Source organism: Mycobacteroides franklinii (assembly GCF_001853795.1).
GTDB lineage: Bacteria > Actinomycetota > Actinomycetes > Mycobacteriales > Mycobacteriaceae > Mycobacterium > Mycobacterium franklinii.
This window is the reverse complement of record NZ_MLIK01000004.1, coordinates 879319-897469: the sequence shown is the minus strand read 5'-3', so window position 1 is coordinate 897469 and position 18151 is coordinate 879319. Positions and strand designations below refer to the sequence as shown.

The window sequence follows — 18151 nt, the reverse complement described above, 5'->3', positions numbered from 1 at the left end:
TCGGCCGGATCAGTGTCCCAATCTGCCGCGCCCCAGGCGCAGCAGCAACATGGCGAGAGTATGGCCTTCCTGGCCGAGCTCACTGAAGCGTTCGAGCACTTTCATCTCGCGGCTGTGCACCAGGCGCGGTCCGCCCGAGGCCATCCGTGCCTTGCCGATCTCGCGAGATACCTCGGTGCGGCGCTTGATGGCGGCCAAGATCTCCGCGTCGAGGCGGTCGATCTCCTTGCGTAGCTCGTCGATATCGGGAGCGATATCGGCGGCCTTCGCAGCGTCGTTCTGGCTGGCCTTCTCGGTCATGTGGGTAGTCATTTCTTTCTCAACACTTTCTCTTGGAGCGGTCGCCCCGCATGCCACCCCGGAATTCGGCCTCACAAGAGATGAGCCCCGTAGTCCGGTAGCGGACTGCGGGGCTCGTGAATCGGCTAGACCACGGGCACCGGAGTCCGGTACCCGTAAAAAAATCGCTGCTGGTGGTCAAGCACACCGAAGAGTGTAGCCGACATGCGACGAATGCTGACCTGAAGAGCATCAAGCCGAGGTTGTCCCTCGTCAGCGGTAAGTTAGATCGGTCATGGCGAATCTTTCCGAACCAGCACTTTTTGATATGCCCAGCGACTCGAGTTCCTCCAGCGACGCGTTGCTCGACGGCCTGAACCCGCAGCAGCGGGCCGCCGTCGCCCACCAGGGGTCACCGCTGCTCATCGTTGCCGGTGCCGGATCCGGGAAGACGGCGGTGTTGACCCGCCGCATCGCCTACCTGCTGGCCGAGCGGGACGTCAGCCCGGGTCAGATCTTGGCCATCACCTTCACCAACAAGGCGGCGGCCGAGATGCGCGAGCGCGTCGGGCAGATCGTGGCCAACCGGGTGCAGTCCATGTGGGTGTCGACGTTCCACTCCAGCTGCGTGCGCATCCTGCGTAACCAGGCCTCGCTGCTGCCCGGGCTGAACTCCAACTTCTCGATCTACGACTCCGATGATTCCCGGCGGCTGCTGCAGATGATCGGGCGCGATATGAGCCTGGACATCAAGCGCTACTCGCCACGGCTACTGGCCACCGCGATCTCCAACCTGAAGAACGAGCTGATCTCTCCCGAGCAGGCCGTGGCCAACCTGACCGCTGACGATGACGCTGGTGAGCTGCGCCGCATCGTGGCCGATGTGTACGGCGAGTACCAGCGGCGCTTGCGTGCGGCCAATGCCTTGGACTTCGACGACCTGATCGGCGAGACCGTGGCGGTGCTGCAGCAGTTCCCGCAGATCGCGCAGTTCTACCGCCGCAAGTTCCGGCACATCCTGGTCGACGAGTACCAGGACACCAACCACGCCCAATACGTATTGGTCCGTGAGCTGGCGGGTGCCCATGTGGACCGAGCGGTCGATCCCGACGGTCCCGAACCCGCGGAGCTGTGCGTGGTGGGCGACGCCGACCAGTCCATCTACGCGTTCCGCGGCGCCACCATCCGCAATATCGAGGAGTTCGAGCGCGACTATCCGAACGCGAAAACCATTTTGCTGGAGCAGAATTACCGGTCCACGCAGAACATTCTGAGTGCCGCCAACTCCGTGATCGCCAAGAACGCGAACCGCCGGGAAAAACGGCTGTGGACCGATTCCGGCGAGGGCGAGCTGATTGTCGGCTATGTCGCGGACAACGAACACGACGAGGCGTCCTTCATCGCGCGGGAGATCGACGGGCTCTTCGATCGTGGGGATGCCAACTACGGTGACGTCGCGGTGTTCTACCGCACCAACAACAATTCCCGGTCGTTGGAAGAAATCTTCATCCGAACCGGCATCCCCTACAAAGTTGTTGGGGGAGTGCGGTTTTACGAGCGCAAGGAAATTCGCGACATCGTCGCCTACCTGCGGGTGCTGACGAACCCGGGTGATGCCGTGAGCCTGCGCCGGATTCTCAATACGCCTCGCCGGGGGATCGGTGACCGGGCCGAGGCATGTGTGGCCGTGCACGCCGAGTCCAAGGGCATCGGTTTCGGGGAGGCGCTCGCGGATGCCGCCGCGGGCAAGGTCGCCATGCTGAACTCTCGCTCCGAGAAGGCAATTGCCGCATTCATGGAGTTGCTCGACCAGATCCGAGTCACGCTGCGTACCGATCCGGGGGCGCTACCCGATATCGGTGACGTGGTGGATGCCGTGCTGAACCACACCGGGTATCGATACGAGCTGGAGAACAGCAGCGATCCACAGGAGCTGGCACGGCTCGATAACCTCAATGAATTAGTCAGCGTCGCAAATGAATTCAGTGCCGACGCGGTCAACGCACAGGCGGCCGGCGAAGATCTTCCGGTCGACGATGAGGATGTCGGCGCACCCCCGGGCAGCCTGGAGGCTTTCCTGGAGCGGGTGTCGCTCGTCGCCGATGCCGATGAGCTGCCCGAGTCCTCCGCCGGTGTGGTCACGATGATGACGCTGCATACCGCCAAGGGCCTCGAGTTCCCGGTGGTGTTCGTGACGGGATGGGAAGACGGCATGTTCCCGCATATGCGGGCGCTGGGCGATCCGGTGGAGCTGGCCGAGGAACGGCGGTTGGCGTACGTCGGGATCACCCGGGCACGTCAGCGGCTGTACCTGAGCCGGGCCAAGGTGCGTTCGTCGTGGGGCCAGCCCATGATGAACCCCGAATCACGCTTCCTGCAAGAGATTCCGCAAGAGCTCATCGATTGGCGCCGCACCGACCCGTTGCCCGGCCGGATTGCGTCGGGTGCCGGAAGTTACGGCGGCGGGGGCTATGGGTCCGGCGGATCACGCGGGAGATTTGGCGGTGGTGCCGCTGTGCCGTCCGCGAAGAAGCGCACCAAACCGCTGCTGGTGCTGGAGCCCGGCGATCGGGTGAGCCACGACAAATACGGGCTGGGCAAGGTCATGGAGGTCACCGGTGTCGGCGAGAGCGCCACATCGCTCATCGACTTCGGCAGTGACGGACGGGTGAAGTTGATGCACAACTTCGCGCCCGTGCAAAAGCTCTGAGGCTGCTCAGATCCGCCCGTGTGCTGCCGCGAGATGCGTGGCTTCGCTGAGCACCTTCCGCAGATCACCGGCCGGATCATCGGTAAGCATCGAGGGCTGGAATCGTAGCTCGTCGATGCGCTGTATCCCTGCTTGATTGAGCCACATACGTAGGTACGCCGCATGATGGTCGACGCCAAATGCGGGCTCGGCGACGCCCTGCGCGTAGACGCCCGAGGTCAGCGCCAAGGTCGCCTGCTTGCCCTCGAGCAATCCTTCGTAGCCGGTTTCAGGATCCAGGCGCCACAACATCCCCGGTTGATGAACCAGATCGATGTAATGCTTGAGCCGGTACGGGATTCCGGAATTCCACATCGGTGATGCGATGAGATACCGATCGGCAGAGATGAATCGCTTTGTGATCGTGACGATCTCATCCCACGCTGTCTGTCCAGCGGCGTTTTGCGCTGCTCCGGTGATGACATTCATTTTTGCGGCAGCCTTGTCGCCGTCGAAGGCGGGAAGTTCCGTGTCCCACAGGTCAAGTACGTCGATATCGAGGTCGGGATTCGTGGCTCGGAGTGCGTCCAGATAGACGGCCGCCAGCTGCAGTGACTTGGAATCGCTCTTGCGTGGCGACGCTTGGATGTAGAGCAACTTTGTCATGATTGAACTCCCTTTCAGCGGTCCGAAGGAACTTCGGAGAATCCGGGTTGCCCGCCGTCGACAACGGAGTTGAACCGGATGCGGGTTTGCAGTTGTTGGTTTATCTCCTCGATCGCGCTCTCGGGAAGCGCTGTGACATTGAAGTTTTCGGCGATCCGCGACGGTGTGACCGATGCTGTGAGAACCGCGCTGCCGCGCTGTATCCCCCAAGCCAACAACACCTGAGCCGGGGCAATGCCCAACTCCCGCGCTATGGACACGATGAGAGGGTCATCGAGCAGTCGCGGTTCCAGTGCATGTCCGAGGGACGCGAAGGCCAGGAGAACAGCCCCGTGCTTCTGGCACAGTTCATGCAGCTTCCACTGCGGGTGATACGGGTGCGACTCCACCTCGACAACGGCCGGCTTGATGCGCGCAAATTCCATAACCTCCCTGGCTTTTTCGACGCCGATATCGGAGAGGCCAATCGCGCCGACAAGTCCTTCATCGACGAGGTTCTCCATCGCGGACCAGGTTTCAGTCAGGGTGACTCCCTCGTCATAGATGACGTCACCATGGGCATCGCGGGGATCTTGGTCGTCGCCGGGCAGGAATGCGAACGGGGTGTGCACCAGGTACAGGTCGAGTGTGTCCAATCCCAGCCGGCGCAGGCTGGCTTGTAGGGCAGGCTTGACCCGTTCGGGGCGGTGGTTGTTGTTCCACAGTTTGGTGGTCACGAATAAGTCCTCGCGGCGGACGGTCCCGTGGGCGAACAAATCCTTGAGCGCGGCGCCGACCTGGGCTTCATTGCGATAGCGCTCGGCGGCGTCGAGATGGCGGAATCCGGCCTCGACCGCAGCCTTGACCGCAGCTTCGGTCTTGGTGTTGTCGGATAGTGAGGTTCCGAACCCGAGAGCCGGGATAGCGGCGCTTCCGTTGTTCAGCAGGAATCGGCGCTGGCGTAAATCCTCGTTGAGTGTCATGGTCTTGGTCTCCTTGGCGCGTAGGTGGTGGAAGTGTTTGGGGGGATTGTTTTTTCGCATTTCACTGGCTGATGTCGGCACTCTCCTCGAGGAAGGCGACTGCTTCCACGGTGGTCCACACCGCACTGGCGAGGTATTGGAAGTTCACCAGGGCGGCGAGATAACCGTCGCCTTCGGCCAACCGCGGACCCGCCGTCGCGTCTTTTACGACGGCTACTTCGAAGCCCTGCTCGACCAATTCGCGCAGATGGCCCTCCACGCAGAGGTTTGCGGCCATCCCGGCCAGTACCACTTGGCTCACGCCGCGCTTACGCAGCTGCAGCACAAGGTCATTCGACTCCGGCCCGACGATCTTGTGGGGCGAGGTGATGACGGTGGACCCGTCGTGGATGTGGTGGCGATATGCAGGTAGGAAGTCTGCGCCAGAGTCGGCGAAGCCGTTCATGGTGTAGGCCCCGGTGCGGGAGAACATGCCGACGCCGCCCATGAACTGTTCGAGCGGGTCGCCGAACCTCCACTGCTTGTCGGTCGGATAGAAGTAGTGCGGCGACACCGCCACCGTGATCCCGGCTAGCTTGGCGGCATCGAGTAGCTGGCCGATGTGCGCGACTGTGTTGTTCTCCTCGACGCTCCGGCCGAATACGGACCACGACACCCCATCGGGGCTGAGGAAATCGATTTGCGGATCGGTGATGACGAGCGCGGTGCGGGACGTGTCGAGCGCGAACCCGGAGCTGGGGAGCGACGAGCTGAGGCTGGTCTGGTCTGTCATGGCAGGGCCCTTGCGGTCGGTGGATGCTGACTAGATAAAGATAGATGACCAGTCGTCTATAAATCAAGAGCTGTCAACCTATTCACCTGAAGGCCCAGATCAGCGCAGTAAAGCCGGAAGCGTGACCGCCTCGAACCGGTCGTATGGCGCGCGGCTGCGGGTCACCTTGCCTCGCAGGGCGGCACCCTCCCAGGCCTCGATCAGCACCGATGCCAGCTCTGCCGAACCGCGGCCAATACCGATACCGTCAGACTCTGCCTGGCCCGATCGCACACAATCGGCCAGCGCCCCATCCCAGCGGTCCAGGATGCGGGTCAATTCGACGCGGACGGGTTCACTGGAGCCGCCGAGCTCTAAAGACATGTTTCCGACCAGACATCCGAGCAGGAAGTCGGCGGATTCGTGCTCGTCGGCAAGTGCGTGAAAGAAGCTCGTGATGCGGTCTTGCGCCGGCCCGCCGGAGTCCAGCAGCGGCAGAATTCTCGCCTCGATATCGGACCAGTAGTGCTCGAGGACCGCTGCGGCGAACACTTCTTTACTGGCGAAATACGCGTAGAAAGACCCCTTCGGCACACCCGCGGCGTCGGTGATGTCCTTGACTCCGCTGGCGGAAAAACCGTGCGCGTGCACCAGGTCGAGGCCCGCCGCGAGTAGTCGACGGCGGACGTCCGGGTTCGCTGGACGTGGCATGCCACAATCTTAGCTGACCGGTCGGCTATCTTTATTTGGCTTCCATCCTCGGCGGATTGAGGCCGCCGACGTCACCGTGCTTCGAAGCTCCGCCAAGGCTGGGGCAGGGTACCGGTGAACCCGATGGGAAACCGGCTGGTCCGATGCGAGAAATTATGTCGATCGGCGGCTGCGGTGCTTGCCGAATTGATCCCACAAACGACCGCGCTGAGAAGGTTGGAGAGATGGCGCGTTTCGGAACGCCGCACGTTTCCTTGCGGTGTCAGTCGCCGAAGCGGGTGAAGGTGAGGCCCTTGTTGGCCAGCCAGCCCTGCGGGTCGATGCGCTGCGAACCGCCCAGCAGCACCTCGAAATGCAGGTGCGGACCGGTGGAGTTACCACGGTTGCCGATGGTGGCGATGCGGTCACCGGCCATCACACGCTGACCCACGGAAACTTCCCACGTGTTGATGTGGCCGTACAGAGTCACGGTGCCGTCCGAGTGACGGATCTTCACCCACGCGCCGTAACCGGCAGTCGGGCCCGTGGCGATGACGACGCCGTCGGCGGCGGCCACGATCGGAGTGCCGATGCTGTTGGCGATGTCGATGCCGCCGTGCAGGGCGCCCCAGCGGTAGCCGAAGCCGGAGGTGAAGGTGCCGTTGGTGGGCATCACGAAGCGCGGAGCCAGCAGACGCTTTTCGCGGTCTGCGCGCTCGGTCGCGAATGCGGTGGCCTTCGCCAGCTGCTCATCGGTGACCGAGGTATCGGTCGCCAGCGGGGCGGACACCAACTGCGGGCCGTGGGTGGCCATCACCGTCGCGGAGCTACCCAGCGCGAGGCTGTGGTGATCGGCAGCCGTCGCGGCATCGTGCTCGCTCAACGCGCTGTATCCGGCTGCGGCGGCAGCGCCTGCGGCCATGGCGGCCAGGGCCAGTCGTGTCTTGCCTACCTGGCCGATCTCGCGGCGGCGGTGCACGCCTCCGCTGCTGATCCGGGGCAGCTTGTCGGTGGGGGTGTCACGAGGGTCTCTGGTGCGTGCAGCAGAGGCGGCGAACCAGTCCGCAGTGGCCTCGATGGAGGCGCGGATCCGGTCTGCTTCGTCGGTGTCTTCTACCCAGTCCTGCTCGATCTGGTCGAGAGCAGTCTGGTGCTCGGTCTCGGGGCCCTCTTCCGGGGCTTCCTCGTAGACGTCGTAATCCTCAAGTTCGGGGCGGTCCAGCGCGTCACCCAGGCCGAACTCGTCGATCGGCACGATGTTGGTGATCTCGTTCTCGCTTAGTTCCGCGCCCCGACCACCACGCGTGCGTATCGCTCGATGCTGTGTCAAAACCCTGCCAGTCTTCCGTTCGACGTCACGACCTGACGTGACCAAAACGTGATCTAACCCAAGAGAAGGTAACGGTTGGGCGATGGGAGTCGCAACTCAATGCGTGGATACGCATATAAATGTGACTTGCATCACGAAGTCGCTGATAGGGCTCCCAGGCCCGGGCGTCGTTGCCGAATCTCGCCGGGGCTACCTCACCACAGATCACAGCCGTATGGCGAGCCCTCGTGACCGAACTGAAACCGGTTGCAGACGTGTTCGAGTCCTACCGGCGGATGGCCAGTCGGTGAATTTTGTGACTGATCAGGTGGTGAAATCGGCCACTTACTCAGAAGTAGTGAGGGGCCTCGCTATGGCCTTGGCTACAGTCCCTAGTGCAATAGTGCCGACCCGACGTTCGATGAGGAAGATGGGCTAGCTAGATGGATCTTTTCGAGTACCAGGCCAAGGAGCTGTTCGCTAAGCACAACGTGCCGACGACGCCGGGCCGGGTTACCACCACCGCCGAGGACGCGAAGGCGATTGCCGAGGAAATCGGCAAGCCGGTGATGATCAAGGCGCAGGTCAAGGTCGGTGGACGTGGCAAGGCCGGTGGTGTGAAGTACGCCGCCACCCCCGATGACGCATTTACTCACGCACAGAACATCCTGGGCCTGGACATCAAGGGCCACATCGTCAAGAAGATCCTCGTCGCCGAAGCCAGCGATATCGCTGAGGAGTACTACATCTCCTTCCTGCTGGATCGCGCCAACCGCACCTACCTGGCCATGTGCTCGGTCGAGGGCGGCGTGGAGATCGAGGTAACGGCCGAGGAGAACCCGGACGCGCTGGCCAAGGTGCCCGTCGATGCCGTCAAGGGTGTCGACCTGGCCCTGGCTCGTGAGATCGCCGAGAAGGGCAAGCTGCCCGCCGAGGTCCTGGACTCTGCCGCTGTCACCATCCAGAAGCTGTGGGAGGTGTTCGTCGGTGAGGACGCCACCCTGGTGGAGGTCAACCCGCTGGTGCGTACCCCCGACAACCAGATCCTGGCCCTCGACGGCAAGGTGACCCTGGACGGCAACGCCGACTTCCGTCAGCCCGGCCACGCCGAGTTCGAGGACAAGGACGCGACCGATCCGCTCGAGCTCAAGGCCAAGGAGCACGACCTCAACTACGTCAAGCTCGACGGTCAGGTCGGCATCATCGGTAACGGCGCGGGCCTGGTCATGTCCACCCTGGACGTCGTCGCGTACGCCGGCGAGAACCACAACGGCGTGAAGCCCGCCAACTTCCTGGACATCGGTGGTGGCGCCTCGGCCGAGGTGATGGCCGCCGGCCTCGACGTGATCCTGGGCGACTCACAGGTCAAGAGCGTCTTCGTGAACGTGTTCGGTGGCATCACCGCGTGCGACGCAGTGGCCAACGGCATCGTCGGCGCCCTGAAGACCCTCGGTGACACCGCCAGCAAGCCGCTGGTGGTTCGTCTCGACGGCAACAAGGTCGACGAGGGACGAGCGATCCTGGCCGAGTTCAACCATCCGCTGGTCATCCAGGCCGAGACCATGGACGCCGGCGCCGACAAGGCCGCCGAGCTGGCGAGCAAGTAAGGGAGCTTGAATCAATGTCTATCTTTCTGAACAAGGATTCGAAGGTCATCGTCCAGGGCATCACCGGCGGTGAGGGCACCAAGCACACCGCACTGATGCTCAAGGCCGGTACCCAGGTCGTCGGCGGCGTCAACGCCCGCAAGGCCGGAACCACCGTGTCGCACAAGGACTCCGAGGGCAACGACGTCGAGCTGCCGGTGTTCGGCAGTGTCGCCGAGGCCATCAAGGAGACCGGCGCCGACGTGTCGATCGCTTTCGTGCCGCCCGCCTTCTCCAAGGACGCGATCATCGAGGCCATCGACGCCGAGATCCCGTTGCTGGTTGTCATCACCGAGGGAATCCCGGTGCAGGACAGCGCGTATGCATGGGCCTACAACGTCGAGAAGGGCAACAAGACCCGCATCATCGGACCGAACTGCCCCGGCATCATCACCCCCGGTGAAGCCCTGGTGGGTATCACGCCCAACAACATCACCGGCACCGGTCCGGTCGGCTTGGTGTCCAAGTCCGGCACCCTGACCTACCAGATGATGTACGAGCTGCGCGATTTCGGTTTCTCGACCGCCATCGGCATCGGCGGCGACCCGGTCATCGGCACCACCCACATCGACGCCATCGAGGCGTTCGAGAAGGACCCGGAGACCAAGATCATCGTCATGATCGGTGAGATCGGTGGCGACGCCGAGGAGCGTGCGGCCGACTACATCAAGGCCAACGTGTCCAAGCCCGTCGTGGGCTACGTCGCGGGCTTCACCGCCCCCGAGGGCAAGACCATGGGCCACGCCGGTGCCATCGTGTCCGGCAGCTCGGGTACCGCCCAGGCCAAGAAGGAGGCCCTCGAGGCCGCCGGTGTGAAGGTCGGCAAGACGCCGTCCGAGACCGCCAAGCTGGCACGCGAGATCCTGCAGAGCCTGTAACAAGTATTCCTGCGCAAGGGCCCCGACCGGTTTTCCGGTTGGGGCCCTTGTTGTTTCGCAGTTCGTCGAGTGTGAAGTTACCGCGGAAATCGGGTCGAAATTCTGCCGTAGCTTCACGCTCGACGTGTGGGCCCTGGCCGGCTAGCCGAACCTGCTGCGATTCGCCTCAAACGCTGCGAGCAGATCGTCGAAGCCAATCTTGAGCGAATTCGCCGATATCGCGATGGGGCTGCCTGCCATGCGCATGTTGCCGCGGTTCAGAAGTCGTGTCACCGGGCCACCCCGCGCGATGTAGTGCTCGGGGTTTTTCACGGTGACCATCAGGATCCGCTGCCTCTTGATCTCCACGACGTGGGTGCCGGTCACATCGGTCCATGGGACGAATCCCGCGGCGAGGGCGCTGGCATTGTCGACAAATCCGTTGCTGCTCAGGATGAGCCCTGGTCGGGTGTCGAAGAGTTTTCGTAATCCCCACAGCGCACACAGCCCGAAGAACGGGATGCCGATGCCCGCGAGTGCGCGGCGAACGATACTGACATCGTCGGCGGTCACCACCCAGGCGCACAAGACAACAAAGGCGATGGCGCCGAGAGCGATCAGGCTCAGACGGCCCTTGCTCAGGGCGATGATCAGCTCATCGCCGGTACTACTGTTCCCCGCTAGTTCCTCCATGAGCAAATGATATGAGGTTCTCGCGATTCGCCAGATAGCGCATCCGATGCGTCCACGAAATCTACTGGCAGTCGATATCTGTTTTCTCTCAGTGAGATTGCGTTACCTATGCATGAACAATCGGATGATGGGGTTTGCGAACCGCTTTCGGACGGCTACCTTCTCGATTCGTGGATCTCTCGTTCGACACGTCCGGGCTGGTGCCGAGCGAAGACGGCTGGTACGACCCGGCGACCGGTGATCAGTTCTGGGTTTCGCATTCTCGTGGTGCTTACCTGGCGGTGTCGCTGCACGACGTGGGCGCGGTGCGTCGCGAGCTCGTAGAGACCGTGCTCCACAGGCGCGCTGGCGTTGTCGAGGCGTTCATCGTCGGCGTCGACTCGTTACCCGGTCTGCTGTATGTGGTCAAGGTTCCCAAAGCTGATGCCCCGCAGGGGCTCACCTTCATGGCCTCGATCGTCGTGCCGCGCGCGAACTCCTACGCGATGGTCTGCGGGGCCTTCGCCGAGGGGCCGGTGACCGGGGTCCGAGAGGCCATCGTGTTGCAGGAGCTGCTGGCGGCCGGTGAGCCGTCGTCGCGGATGTGGCCTCCGCACCCCTACGCGCCCGACCTCGAACCGGGCATTCCCTACAACATCGCCGATGAAATTCGCTGGGATGAACGCTTTTCCGACCATCCGCTGACACGGCTGCGCCGGTGGGTGGCCGGGGTGACACCGACCATCAGGGTGGGGCAGAAGTTCGCCGCGCTGCCGCCGTTCTCGGTGCGCTAGGCGAACGCGGCGAGTTTTCCGGACAACCGCTCGATGTACGCCCGCACCTCTTCTTCGGAGCGGTCCGGCATCCCGAAGATTGCCTCGGTGACACCCAGCTCGCGCCAGGTGGCCAGCTGCTCGGGGTCGGGCTTGCCCGCCAGCACATAGATCAGCGGGTCGCCGTCGCGCCCGGCCGTCTTCCATTCTTCCTTGAGCGCCACAATCTTTCCGGTGATGTCCTCATCGCGTGGGGTGGACATCCAGCCGTCGGCGTTCTTGGCGATCCATCTGAAGTTCTTCTCGGTGCCGCCCGCGCCCACGATCACCGGGACGTGCTTCTGCACCGTCTTGGGCCAGGCCCAGCTGGGGCCGAAGTTGACGAATTCACCCGAGTAGCTGGCCTCTTCGTTTTCCCAGAGCTGGCGCATCGCCTCGATGTACTCGCGCAGCATGGTGCGACGGCGGCCCGCGGGAACGTTGTGGTCGGCCAGCTCGTCGGTGTTCCAGCCGTACCCGACGCCCACGGTGACCCGGCCGCCACTCATATGGTCAAGGGTCGCAATCGATTTGGCGAGCGTGATGGGATCGTGCTCGACGGGGATCGCGACCGCGGTGGCCAGTCGGATCTTTGAGGTCACTGCGCACGCGGCGCCGAGCGAGACCCAGGGATCCAGGGTGCGCATGTAGCGGTCGTCGGGCAGTTCGGCTCCGCCGGTGCCGGGGTGGGCGGCCTCGCGCTTGATCGGGATATGTGTGTGTTCGGGAACGTAGAAGGTGCTGAACCCGCCGTCCTCGGCGGCCTTGGCGGCGATGGCCGGCGAGATGCCGCGGTCACTGGTGAACAGAACGAGCCCGTAGTCCATTCACCAATTAGAACGTGTTCCAGTTTTGTTGTCGAGAGTGGGGCCATATCTCGCGGGAAACGGATCACGGTGAGTCAGACGGATGACCGTCCTGAGGGTTCGCTGTTTGCATACCCCTATGACGACCGAACGGATCGCCGACCACGTCAAATTCGCCTACTGGGTCCCCAACGTCAGTGGCGGGCTGGTTACCAGCACCATCGAGCAGCGCACGGACTGGGGCTACGACTACAACGTCACCCTGGCGCGCACGGCCGAGAACAACGGCTTCGAATACGCGCTCACCCAAGTGCGCTACGAGGCGAGTTACGGTGCCGAATACCAGCACGAATCCACCAGCTTTTCGCTGGCGTTGTTACTGGCCACCGAGCGGCTCAAGGTGATCGCCGCCGTCCATCCCGGGCTTTGGCAGCCGGGTGTGCTCGCCAAGCTGGGTGCCACCGCTGACCAACTCTCGGGCGGCCGGTTCGCCGTCAACGTGGTCTCCGGATGGTTCAAGGACGAATTCACACACCTGGGCGAACCCTGGCTGGAGCATGACGAGCGGTACCGGCGCAGCGCCGAATTCCTCCAGGTACTGCGCAAGATCTGGACCGAGGACGACGTCGATTTCCGGGGCGACTTCTACCGCATCCACGACTTCACGTTGAAACCGAAGCCCATTCACACGCCCGAGTTGTTTCAGGGCGGCAACTCCACAGCGGCCCGGCGCAACGGAGGCCTCTACTCCGACTGGTACTTCTCCAACGGTAAGGACTTCACCGGTATCACCGACCAGATCGTGGAGGTCCGGGACCATGCGCGGACCGTGGACCGCGAGGTCAGCATCGGGCTCAACGGTTTCATCATCGCCAGGGACACCGAAGCCGAAGCGCGTGAGGTGCTGCGGGAAATCGTCGCGAAGGCCAATCGTCCCGCCGTCGAAGGCTTCCGCTCGGCCGTGCAGCAGGCGGGTTCGGCTACCGGCGACAAGAAGGGAATGTGGGCGGATTCGTCGTTCGAAGACCTTGTCCAATACAACGACGGATTCCGCACCCAGCTCATCGGCACTCCCGAGCAGATCGCCGAGCGGATCGCCGCATACCGGCGCAGGGGAGTGGACCTGATCCTGGGTGGCTTCCTGCACTTCCAGGAGGAGATCGAATACTTCGGTGCGAAGGTGCTGCCACTGGTCCGCGAGATCGAGGCCGCCGACTCTCAGGAAACGCTCAGCGAATACCGAGTACCGGTTTTGAGCTAACCGATGCTGCCTCGGCAGCCTCTGGCCTGGCCGCGGCTTGTCTTCGGCTTGTCTCCGCCCCTGCGGGGATGGACGTGCAGTAGCGTGGAGGCGATCTACCCCGAGACCACGACCGAAACCGTGACGTAGGAGATGTAATGACGTATTCGACCGGTGGGCCCGGATACCAGCCCGCGCAGCCGTCCAACCCGTACGGCACCCCGTCTTTTGCGGCCGAGCCCAACACCGGCGCGCTGGGGGTTTACCTGCCCGGTGGTGTCTTGGTGCTGAGCCTGATCGGCTTCATCGCCGGCTTTGGGCCGTTCTACACCGGAAAGGCCAGCTCTGGGACGTCGGGCAGCTTCGGCGGGTTCGACCTTCTGGCTCTGTCTCCGGTCTTCGGCTTCGCTCAGTTCGCCCTGCTGATCGCCGGTCTGACCGCGGGTGTCTCACTGCTGTCCGGCAAGGACGACAAGCAGGCTCCCGTCGCGATCCTGTCGATCGTCGGGTTCCTCTTTGTGCTCGGCGGACTGTTCGGCAACCCGTTCGCGGCTGCCGTCGGTGAGGTCGGCATCGGGTGGGGCCTGATCACACTCGCCGTGGTGTCCGGCCTGCAGGCCGCGGTGTCGGTGTACTCCTTGCTCAGCGAGGTCGGCGTCATCAAGGCCAAGGCTGTTTCGCCGGCGACCAACCCGTTTGGCAACCAGTACCAGCCGCAGCAGAGCTACTACACCCCGGCACAGCAGCAGCCGCAGCAGCCCAAGCAGGGTCAGCCGCAGGGTTACGGTCAGGCGCAGGGTTACGGCCAGCAGCCCGGCTACGGCCAGCAGCCGGCCGCCCAGGGCTACGGCCAGGCCGGCGCTCAGGCAGCTCCCGGCTACGGCCAGCAGCAGGCGGCTCCCACTGCCCCGCCGTCGTACGGTGGCTACGGCCAGCAGCAGCCGCCGCAGTCGGCGCCCCCGACCCCGCCGCAGGGATTCAGCAGCACGGGCTTCACGCCTCCGTCCGCACAGCCGGCCCAGCAGGCCGCCTCTTCGCAGCCGACCCAGCAGTACCCCACCTTCGGTGGAACCAGCGGTCAGGCTGCCGGTGGTGAGCAGCAGGGCGGCACGGGTGCCGGTGGCGGTTCCGCTCCTGCCAGCGGTGACGACCTGTTCGGCACCTCACGTCCCTCTAACTAGACGGTGTTTACTGCCGTGATCGGCGCGTGAATCAAACCTCGCGCGCCAATCCCGCACAGGCTCGCGCACTGCTGACGGTTGCCTTCGGCCCGTCAGCAGTTGCGTTGGTCATCATTGCGGCAATCGTCTTGGTGCAGTTGGTGATCGCCAACAGCGATATGACCGGGACGTTCGGTGCGGTGGCCAGCATGTGGCTGGGCACGCACCTGGTACCGATCTCCATCGGTGGGCGAGTCATCGAGGTGCTGCCGTTATTGCCGACCGCGGCGATGGTGTGGGGAGTCGCGCGGACCGTGGCCTCGACCATCGCCCCGACCGCGTCCTGGTACGTGATTCGGTGGGTGATCGCCTCGGCGCTCGCCGGCCCCTTGCTCATGACGGCGATATCGTTGGCGATCATCCACGACGCGTCGACGGTGCTGACGCAGCTGCAATCACCGAACGCCTTGCGCGCCTTCGGTTCCGTCCTCGGCGTGCACTCGGCGGGGGCGATTGCCGGCGTCGTGACGCGAGTCGGCAAGCGGCTTGCGCTCGTGCTGCAGCTGCCGGCCTGGCCGATGGAGGCCGCCCGCGGCGCCGTCGCGGGCGTGCTTGCACTGTTCGGGCTGTCGGCAGCTGTTACGGCCGGGTCGCTGGTGGTGCACTGGGCGACGATGGATCAGCTGTACTCGGTCACCAACGATTTCGTGGGCCAGTTGAGCCTGACGCTGCTGGCGATCCTGTACGCGCCCAACGTGATTCTCGGGTCCTGTGCGCTGGCGGTCGGATCCAGCGCACACGTGGGCACCGCGACCTTCAGCGCGTTTGCGGTGTTCGGCGGCCAGCTGCCGGCGGTACCGATCCTGGCGTCGGTCCCCACGCCACCGCTTGGTCCGGCCTGGGTGGCGCTGATGATCATCGGTGCGGTATCCGGGGTGGCCGTTGGCCAACAGTGCGCACGCCGACCGGCGCCGTGGCCCACCGCGATCCACAAGGTGGTGACGGCGGCGCTGCTCGCGGCAACCTTCCTGGCGATTCTCGGAAAGCTCGCCGGCGGACAGTTGGGGAACTTCGGGCGGCTGGGGATCGATCAGGGCACGTTCGGCCCCGGAGTGTTCTTCTGGTTCTTGGTCATCGGCCTGTTGACGGTGTTCATGCTGGGCGGGGCGACCCGGTTGCCCGCCAGGGCGCGGTCCGCACCAGAGCCCGAACCGGAGATGGAACCAGAGCCCGAACCAGATCCAGAGTCCCAACCAGAACCAGAACCAGAACCGGCGCCGGAGTCCGAGATCGAGCCGGAGCCGGAATTGGATTCCGAGCCCAGCGACCCTCCGGAAACAACCAAGTGACCAGCCCGGCTACGCTCAGCGGCGTGTCGGAACCCGATCCTCTTCGCGCGAGTGGCTCATCGACGCCCGGTCAGTCGGTCGAGATCGCGCCATCTGCCCCTGCGCGGGTCGTGGTTCTGGCTTCCGGTACCGGCACCCTGCTGCGTTCGCTTCTTGACGCGGCCACGGGCGATTTTCCCGCGCGGATCGTCGCGGTGGGCACCGACCGGGAATGCGCCGCCCTCGACATCGCCACCGGCGCCCAGCTCCCCAGCTATACGGCGCGACTTGCAGATTACGAGTCCCGCGAACAATGGGACGCCGCGATCACCGAGGCGACCGCCGTGCACCGGCCGGACCTCGTGGTGTCTGCCGGATTCATGAAGATACTTGGACCACAGTTTCTTTCGCAGTTCCTGGGCCGGGTGATCAATACCCACCCCGCGCTACTGCCATCTTTTCCCGGCGCGCACGCCGTGCCCGAGGCATTGGCCCACGGGGTCAAGGTCACCGGTTGCACCGTGCATCTGGTCGATGCCGGGATGGATACCGGGCCGATTCTCGCTCAGCAGCCCGTCCCCGTGCACGAGGATGATGACGAGGCGAGCCTGCATGAACGCATCAAGGTGGTGGAACGGACGCTGCTGGTAGATGTGCTGGCCGCGGTCGCCACCAGAGGTTTGACATGGAACGGAAGAAGGGCCTCCATCAAGTGAGTACGCAGCGACCCGTACGTCGGGCATTGATCAGCGTCTACGACAAGACCGGACTGGAGGAGCTCGCCAGCGGGCTCCACGCCGCGGGTGTGGAACTGGTATCCACCGGATCCACCGCGAAAACTATTGCAGCTGCCTCAATTCCGGTGACACCGGTGGAAGAGGTCACCGGGTTTCCGGAGGTGCTGGACGGTCGGGTAAAGACCTTGCACCCACACGTGCACGCCGGCGTGTTGGCCGATACCCGCCGCGAGGAGCACCTCACCCAACTCGAGGAGTTGGGCGTCAAGGGCTTCGAGCTGGTGGTGGTCAACCTCTACCCGTTCGCTGCGACGGTGGCTTCGGGTGCCTCCGAGGACGAATGCGTCGAACAGATCGACATCGGCGGACCCTCCATGGTGCGCGCTGCGGCCAAGAACCATCCGAGCGTGGCAGTTGTCGTCGACCCCGCGTCATACGGTGAGGTGCTGACCGCCGTCGGCGCCGGGGGATTCACCCTGGAGGCACGGAAGGTACTGGCAGCCAAGGCATTCCGGCACACCGCCGAATACGACGTGGCCGTCGCCGGTTGGTTGTCCGGTGTCGCGGAACCCGAGGATGCGGCGCTGCCCTCGTGGATCGGCGGGACGTGGAATCGCGCGGCGGTGCTGCGCTACGGCGAGAACCCGCACCAGCAGGCGGCGCTGTACGTCGGTGCGACGGGCCACGGCCTGGCGCAGGCCGAGCAGTTGCACGGAAAAGAGATGTCGTACAACAACTACACGGACGCCGACGCCGCGTGGCGCGCCGCGTGGGACCAGGACAAGGCGTGCGCGGCCATCATCAAGCACGCCAACCCGTGCGGTATCGCGGTGTCGGATATCTCGATTGCCGATGCGCACCTCAAGGCCCACGAGTGTGATCCGTTGAGTGCGTTCGGTGGTGTGATCGCCGTCAACCGTGAGGTGAGCGTGGAGATGGCCGAGCGGGTCGCCGACATCTTCACCGAGGTGATCGTCGCCCCGGGATACGCAGACGGTGCTGTCGAGGTGCTCAGCCGCAAGAAGAACGTGCGGCTGCTGCGCGCGGCCGAGCCGCAATCCGGATGCACCGAGTGGCGTCAGATCAGCGGTGGTCTCCTGGTGCAGGAGCGCGATGCCCTCCACGCAGAGGGCGACAATCCGGCCAACTGGACGCTGGTGGCGGGTACCGCTGCTGATGCGGATACCTTGGCGGACTTGGTGTTCGCCTGGAAAGTGGGACGGGCAGTCAAGTCCAACGCGATCGTCATCGCCACCGGCGGCGCCACCATCGGCGTGGGCATGGGACAGGTCAACCGGGTCGATGCGGCACGGCTGGCGGTGTCTCGCGGTGGGGATCGGGTTACCGGTGCGGTAGCGGCCTCGGATGCGTTCTTCCCGTTCCCCGACGGCCTGGAGGTGCTGACACAGGCCGGGGTGCGCGCGATTGTTCACCCGGGCGGTTCGATGCGCGATGAGTTGGTGACCGATGCCGCCAAGGCCGCGGGAATCACTTTGTACACCACCGGAGCACGCCACTTTGCCCACTAGGGCGCAATAAATAGGGGA

The 18151-nt window shown here is 64.2% G+C and carries 17 protein-coding genes; 9 read left to right on the top strand and 8 right to left on the bottom strand.

Annotated elements, in window-relative coordinates; translation table 11 throughout:
• Positions 1–9: 9 nt before the first annotated feature.
• On the bottom strand, positions 10–300 hold the full coding sequence (locus BKG76_RS04915) for a chorismate mutase (RefSeq protein WP_070936451.1): 291 nt from the start codon (positions 298–300) through the stop codon (positions 10–12).
• A 340-nt stretch (positions 301–640) separates the two neighbouring features.
• On the opposite strand from BKG76_RS04915, the gene pcrA reads away from it, so the two are divergent.
• Entirely contained in the window at positions 641–2989 is a 2349-nt protein-coding gene (gene pcrA / locus BKG76_RS04910) for a DNA helicase PcrA (RefSeq protein WP_207543746.1), read from the top strand.
• Between the two features lie 6 nt (positions 2990–2995).
• Here the strand turns inward: pcrA and BKG76_RS04905 are convergent, their stop codons facing one another.
• From BKG76_RS04905 to BKG76_RS04885, 5 genes are all read right to left on the bottom strand, one after another.
• Positions 2996–3634 carry an FMN-dependent NADH-azoreductase gene (locus BKG76_RS04905; RefSeq protein ID WP_070936448.1) on the bottom strand — a complete coding sequence of 213 codons (639 nt, stop codon included), beginning with the start codon at positions 3632–3634 and terminating at the stop codon, positions 2996–2998.
• A 14-nt stretch (positions 3635–3648) separates the two neighbouring features.
• On the bottom strand, positions 3649–4596 hold the full coding sequence (locus tag BKG76_RS04900) for an aldo/keto reductase (RefSeq protein WP_070936879.1): 948 nt from the start codon (positions 4594–4596) through the stop codon (positions 3649–3651).
• A gap of 61 nt (positions 4597–4657) precedes the next feature.
• The gene (locus BKG76_RS04895; RefSeq protein WP_070936446.1) at positions 4658–5368 is read right to left on the bottom strand and encodes a cysteine hydrolase; all 711 of its coding nucleotides are present in this window, start codon (positions 5366–5368) and stop codon (positions 4658–4660) included.
• A gap of 99 nt (positions 5369–5467) precedes the next feature.
• Positions 5468–6058 (bottom strand): TetR/AcrR family transcriptional regulator, encoded by a 591-nt coding sequence (locus BKG76_RS04890; protein ID WP_070936443.1) that lies wholly within the window; start codon positions 6056–6058, stop codon positions 5468–5470.
• A 262-nt stretch (positions 6059–6320) separates the two neighbouring features.
• Entirely contained in the window at positions 6321–7367 is a 1047-nt protein-coding gene (locus BKG76_RS04885) for a M23 family metallopeptidase (protein ID WP_070936441.1), read from the bottom strand.
• A 422-nt stretch (positions 7368–7789) separates the two neighbouring features.
• Between BKG76_RS04885 and sucC the strand changes: the two genes are divergently transcribed.
• Complete coding sequence (gene sucC, locus BKG76_RS04880) at positions 7790–8953, top strand: ADP-forming succinate--CoA ligase subunit beta (RefSeq protein ID WP_070936439.1); 1164 nt, start codon at positions 7790–7792, stop codon at positions 8951–8953.
• A 14-nt stretch (positions 8954–8967) separates the two neighbouring features.
• Complete coding sequence (gene sucD, locus BKG76_RS04875; protein WP_070936437.1) at positions 8968–9870, top strand: succinate--CoA ligase subunit alpha; 903 nt, start codon at positions 8968–8970, stop codon at positions 9868–9870.
• Positions 9871–10011: 141 nt separating this feature from the next.
• Here the strand turns inward: sucD and BKG76_RS04870 are convergent, their stop codons facing one another.
• Complete coding sequence (locus BKG76_RS04870) at positions 10012–10542, bottom strand: STM3941 family protein (protein WP_070936435.1); 531 nt, start codon at positions 10540–10542, stop codon at positions 10012–10014.
• 170 nt (positions 10543–10712) lie between these two features.
• On the opposite strand from BKG76_RS04870, the gene BKG76_RS04865 reads away from it, so the two are divergent.
• Complete coding sequence (locus tag BKG76_RS04865) at positions 10713–11315, top strand: hypothetical protein (RefSeq protein WP_070936433.1); 603 nt, start codon at positions 10713–10715, stop codon at positions 11313–11315.
• On the opposite strand, the gene BKG76_RS04860 is transcribed toward BKG76_RS04865, so the two are convergent.
• A complete protein-coding gene (locus tag BKG76_RS04860) occupies positions 11312–12160 on the bottom strand; it encodes an LLM class F420-dependent oxidoreductase (RefSeq protein ID WP_070936431.1) in 849 nt (282 codons plus the stop codon). The two genes, BKG76_RS04865 and BKG76_RS04860, sit on opposite strands and share 4 nt — an antisense overlap.
• 118 nt (positions 12161–12278) lie before the next feature.
• On the opposite strand from BKG76_RS04860, the gene sfnG reads away from it, so the two are divergent.
• From sfnG to purH, 5 genes are all read left to right on the top strand, one after another.
• Positions 12279–13400: a dimethylsulfone monooxygenase SfnG gene (sfnG, locus tag BKG76_RS04855; protein WP_070936430.1), complete on the top strand. Its 1122-nt coding sequence runs from the start codon at positions 12279–12281 to the stop codon at positions 13398–13400.
• 137 nt (positions 13401–13537) lie between these two features.
• A complete protein-coding gene (locus BKG76_RS04850) occupies positions 13538–14560 on the top strand; it encodes a DUF5336 domain-containing protein (protein WP_070936428.1) in 1023 nt (340 codons plus the stop codon).
• Between the two features lie 26 nt (positions 14561–14586).
• Positions 14587–15888: a cell division protein PerM gene (locus tag BKG76_RS04845; protein ID WP_070936425.1), complete on the top strand. Its 1302-nt coding sequence runs from the start codon at positions 14587–14589 to the stop codon at positions 15886–15888.
• On the top strand, positions 15885–16583 hold the full coding sequence (purN, locus tag BKG76_RS04840; RefSeq protein ID WP_083337910.1) for a phosphoribosylglycinamide formyltransferase: 699 nt from the start codon (positions 15885–15887) through the stop codon (positions 16581–16583). Before BKG76_RS04845 ends, purN begins: the two co-directional genes overlap by 4 nt.
• Positions 16553–18133 carry a bifunctional phosphoribosylaminoimidazolecarboxamide formyltransferase/IMP cyclohydrolase gene (gene purH, locus BKG76_RS04835; RefSeq protein ID WP_109420569.1) on the top strand — a complete coding sequence of 527 codons (1581 nt, stop codon included), beginning with the start codon at positions 16553–16555 and terminating at the stop codon, positions 18131–18133. Before purN ends, purH begins: the two co-directional genes overlap by 31 nt.
• The last annotated feature ends 18 nt before the right edge of the window (positions 18134–18151 follow it).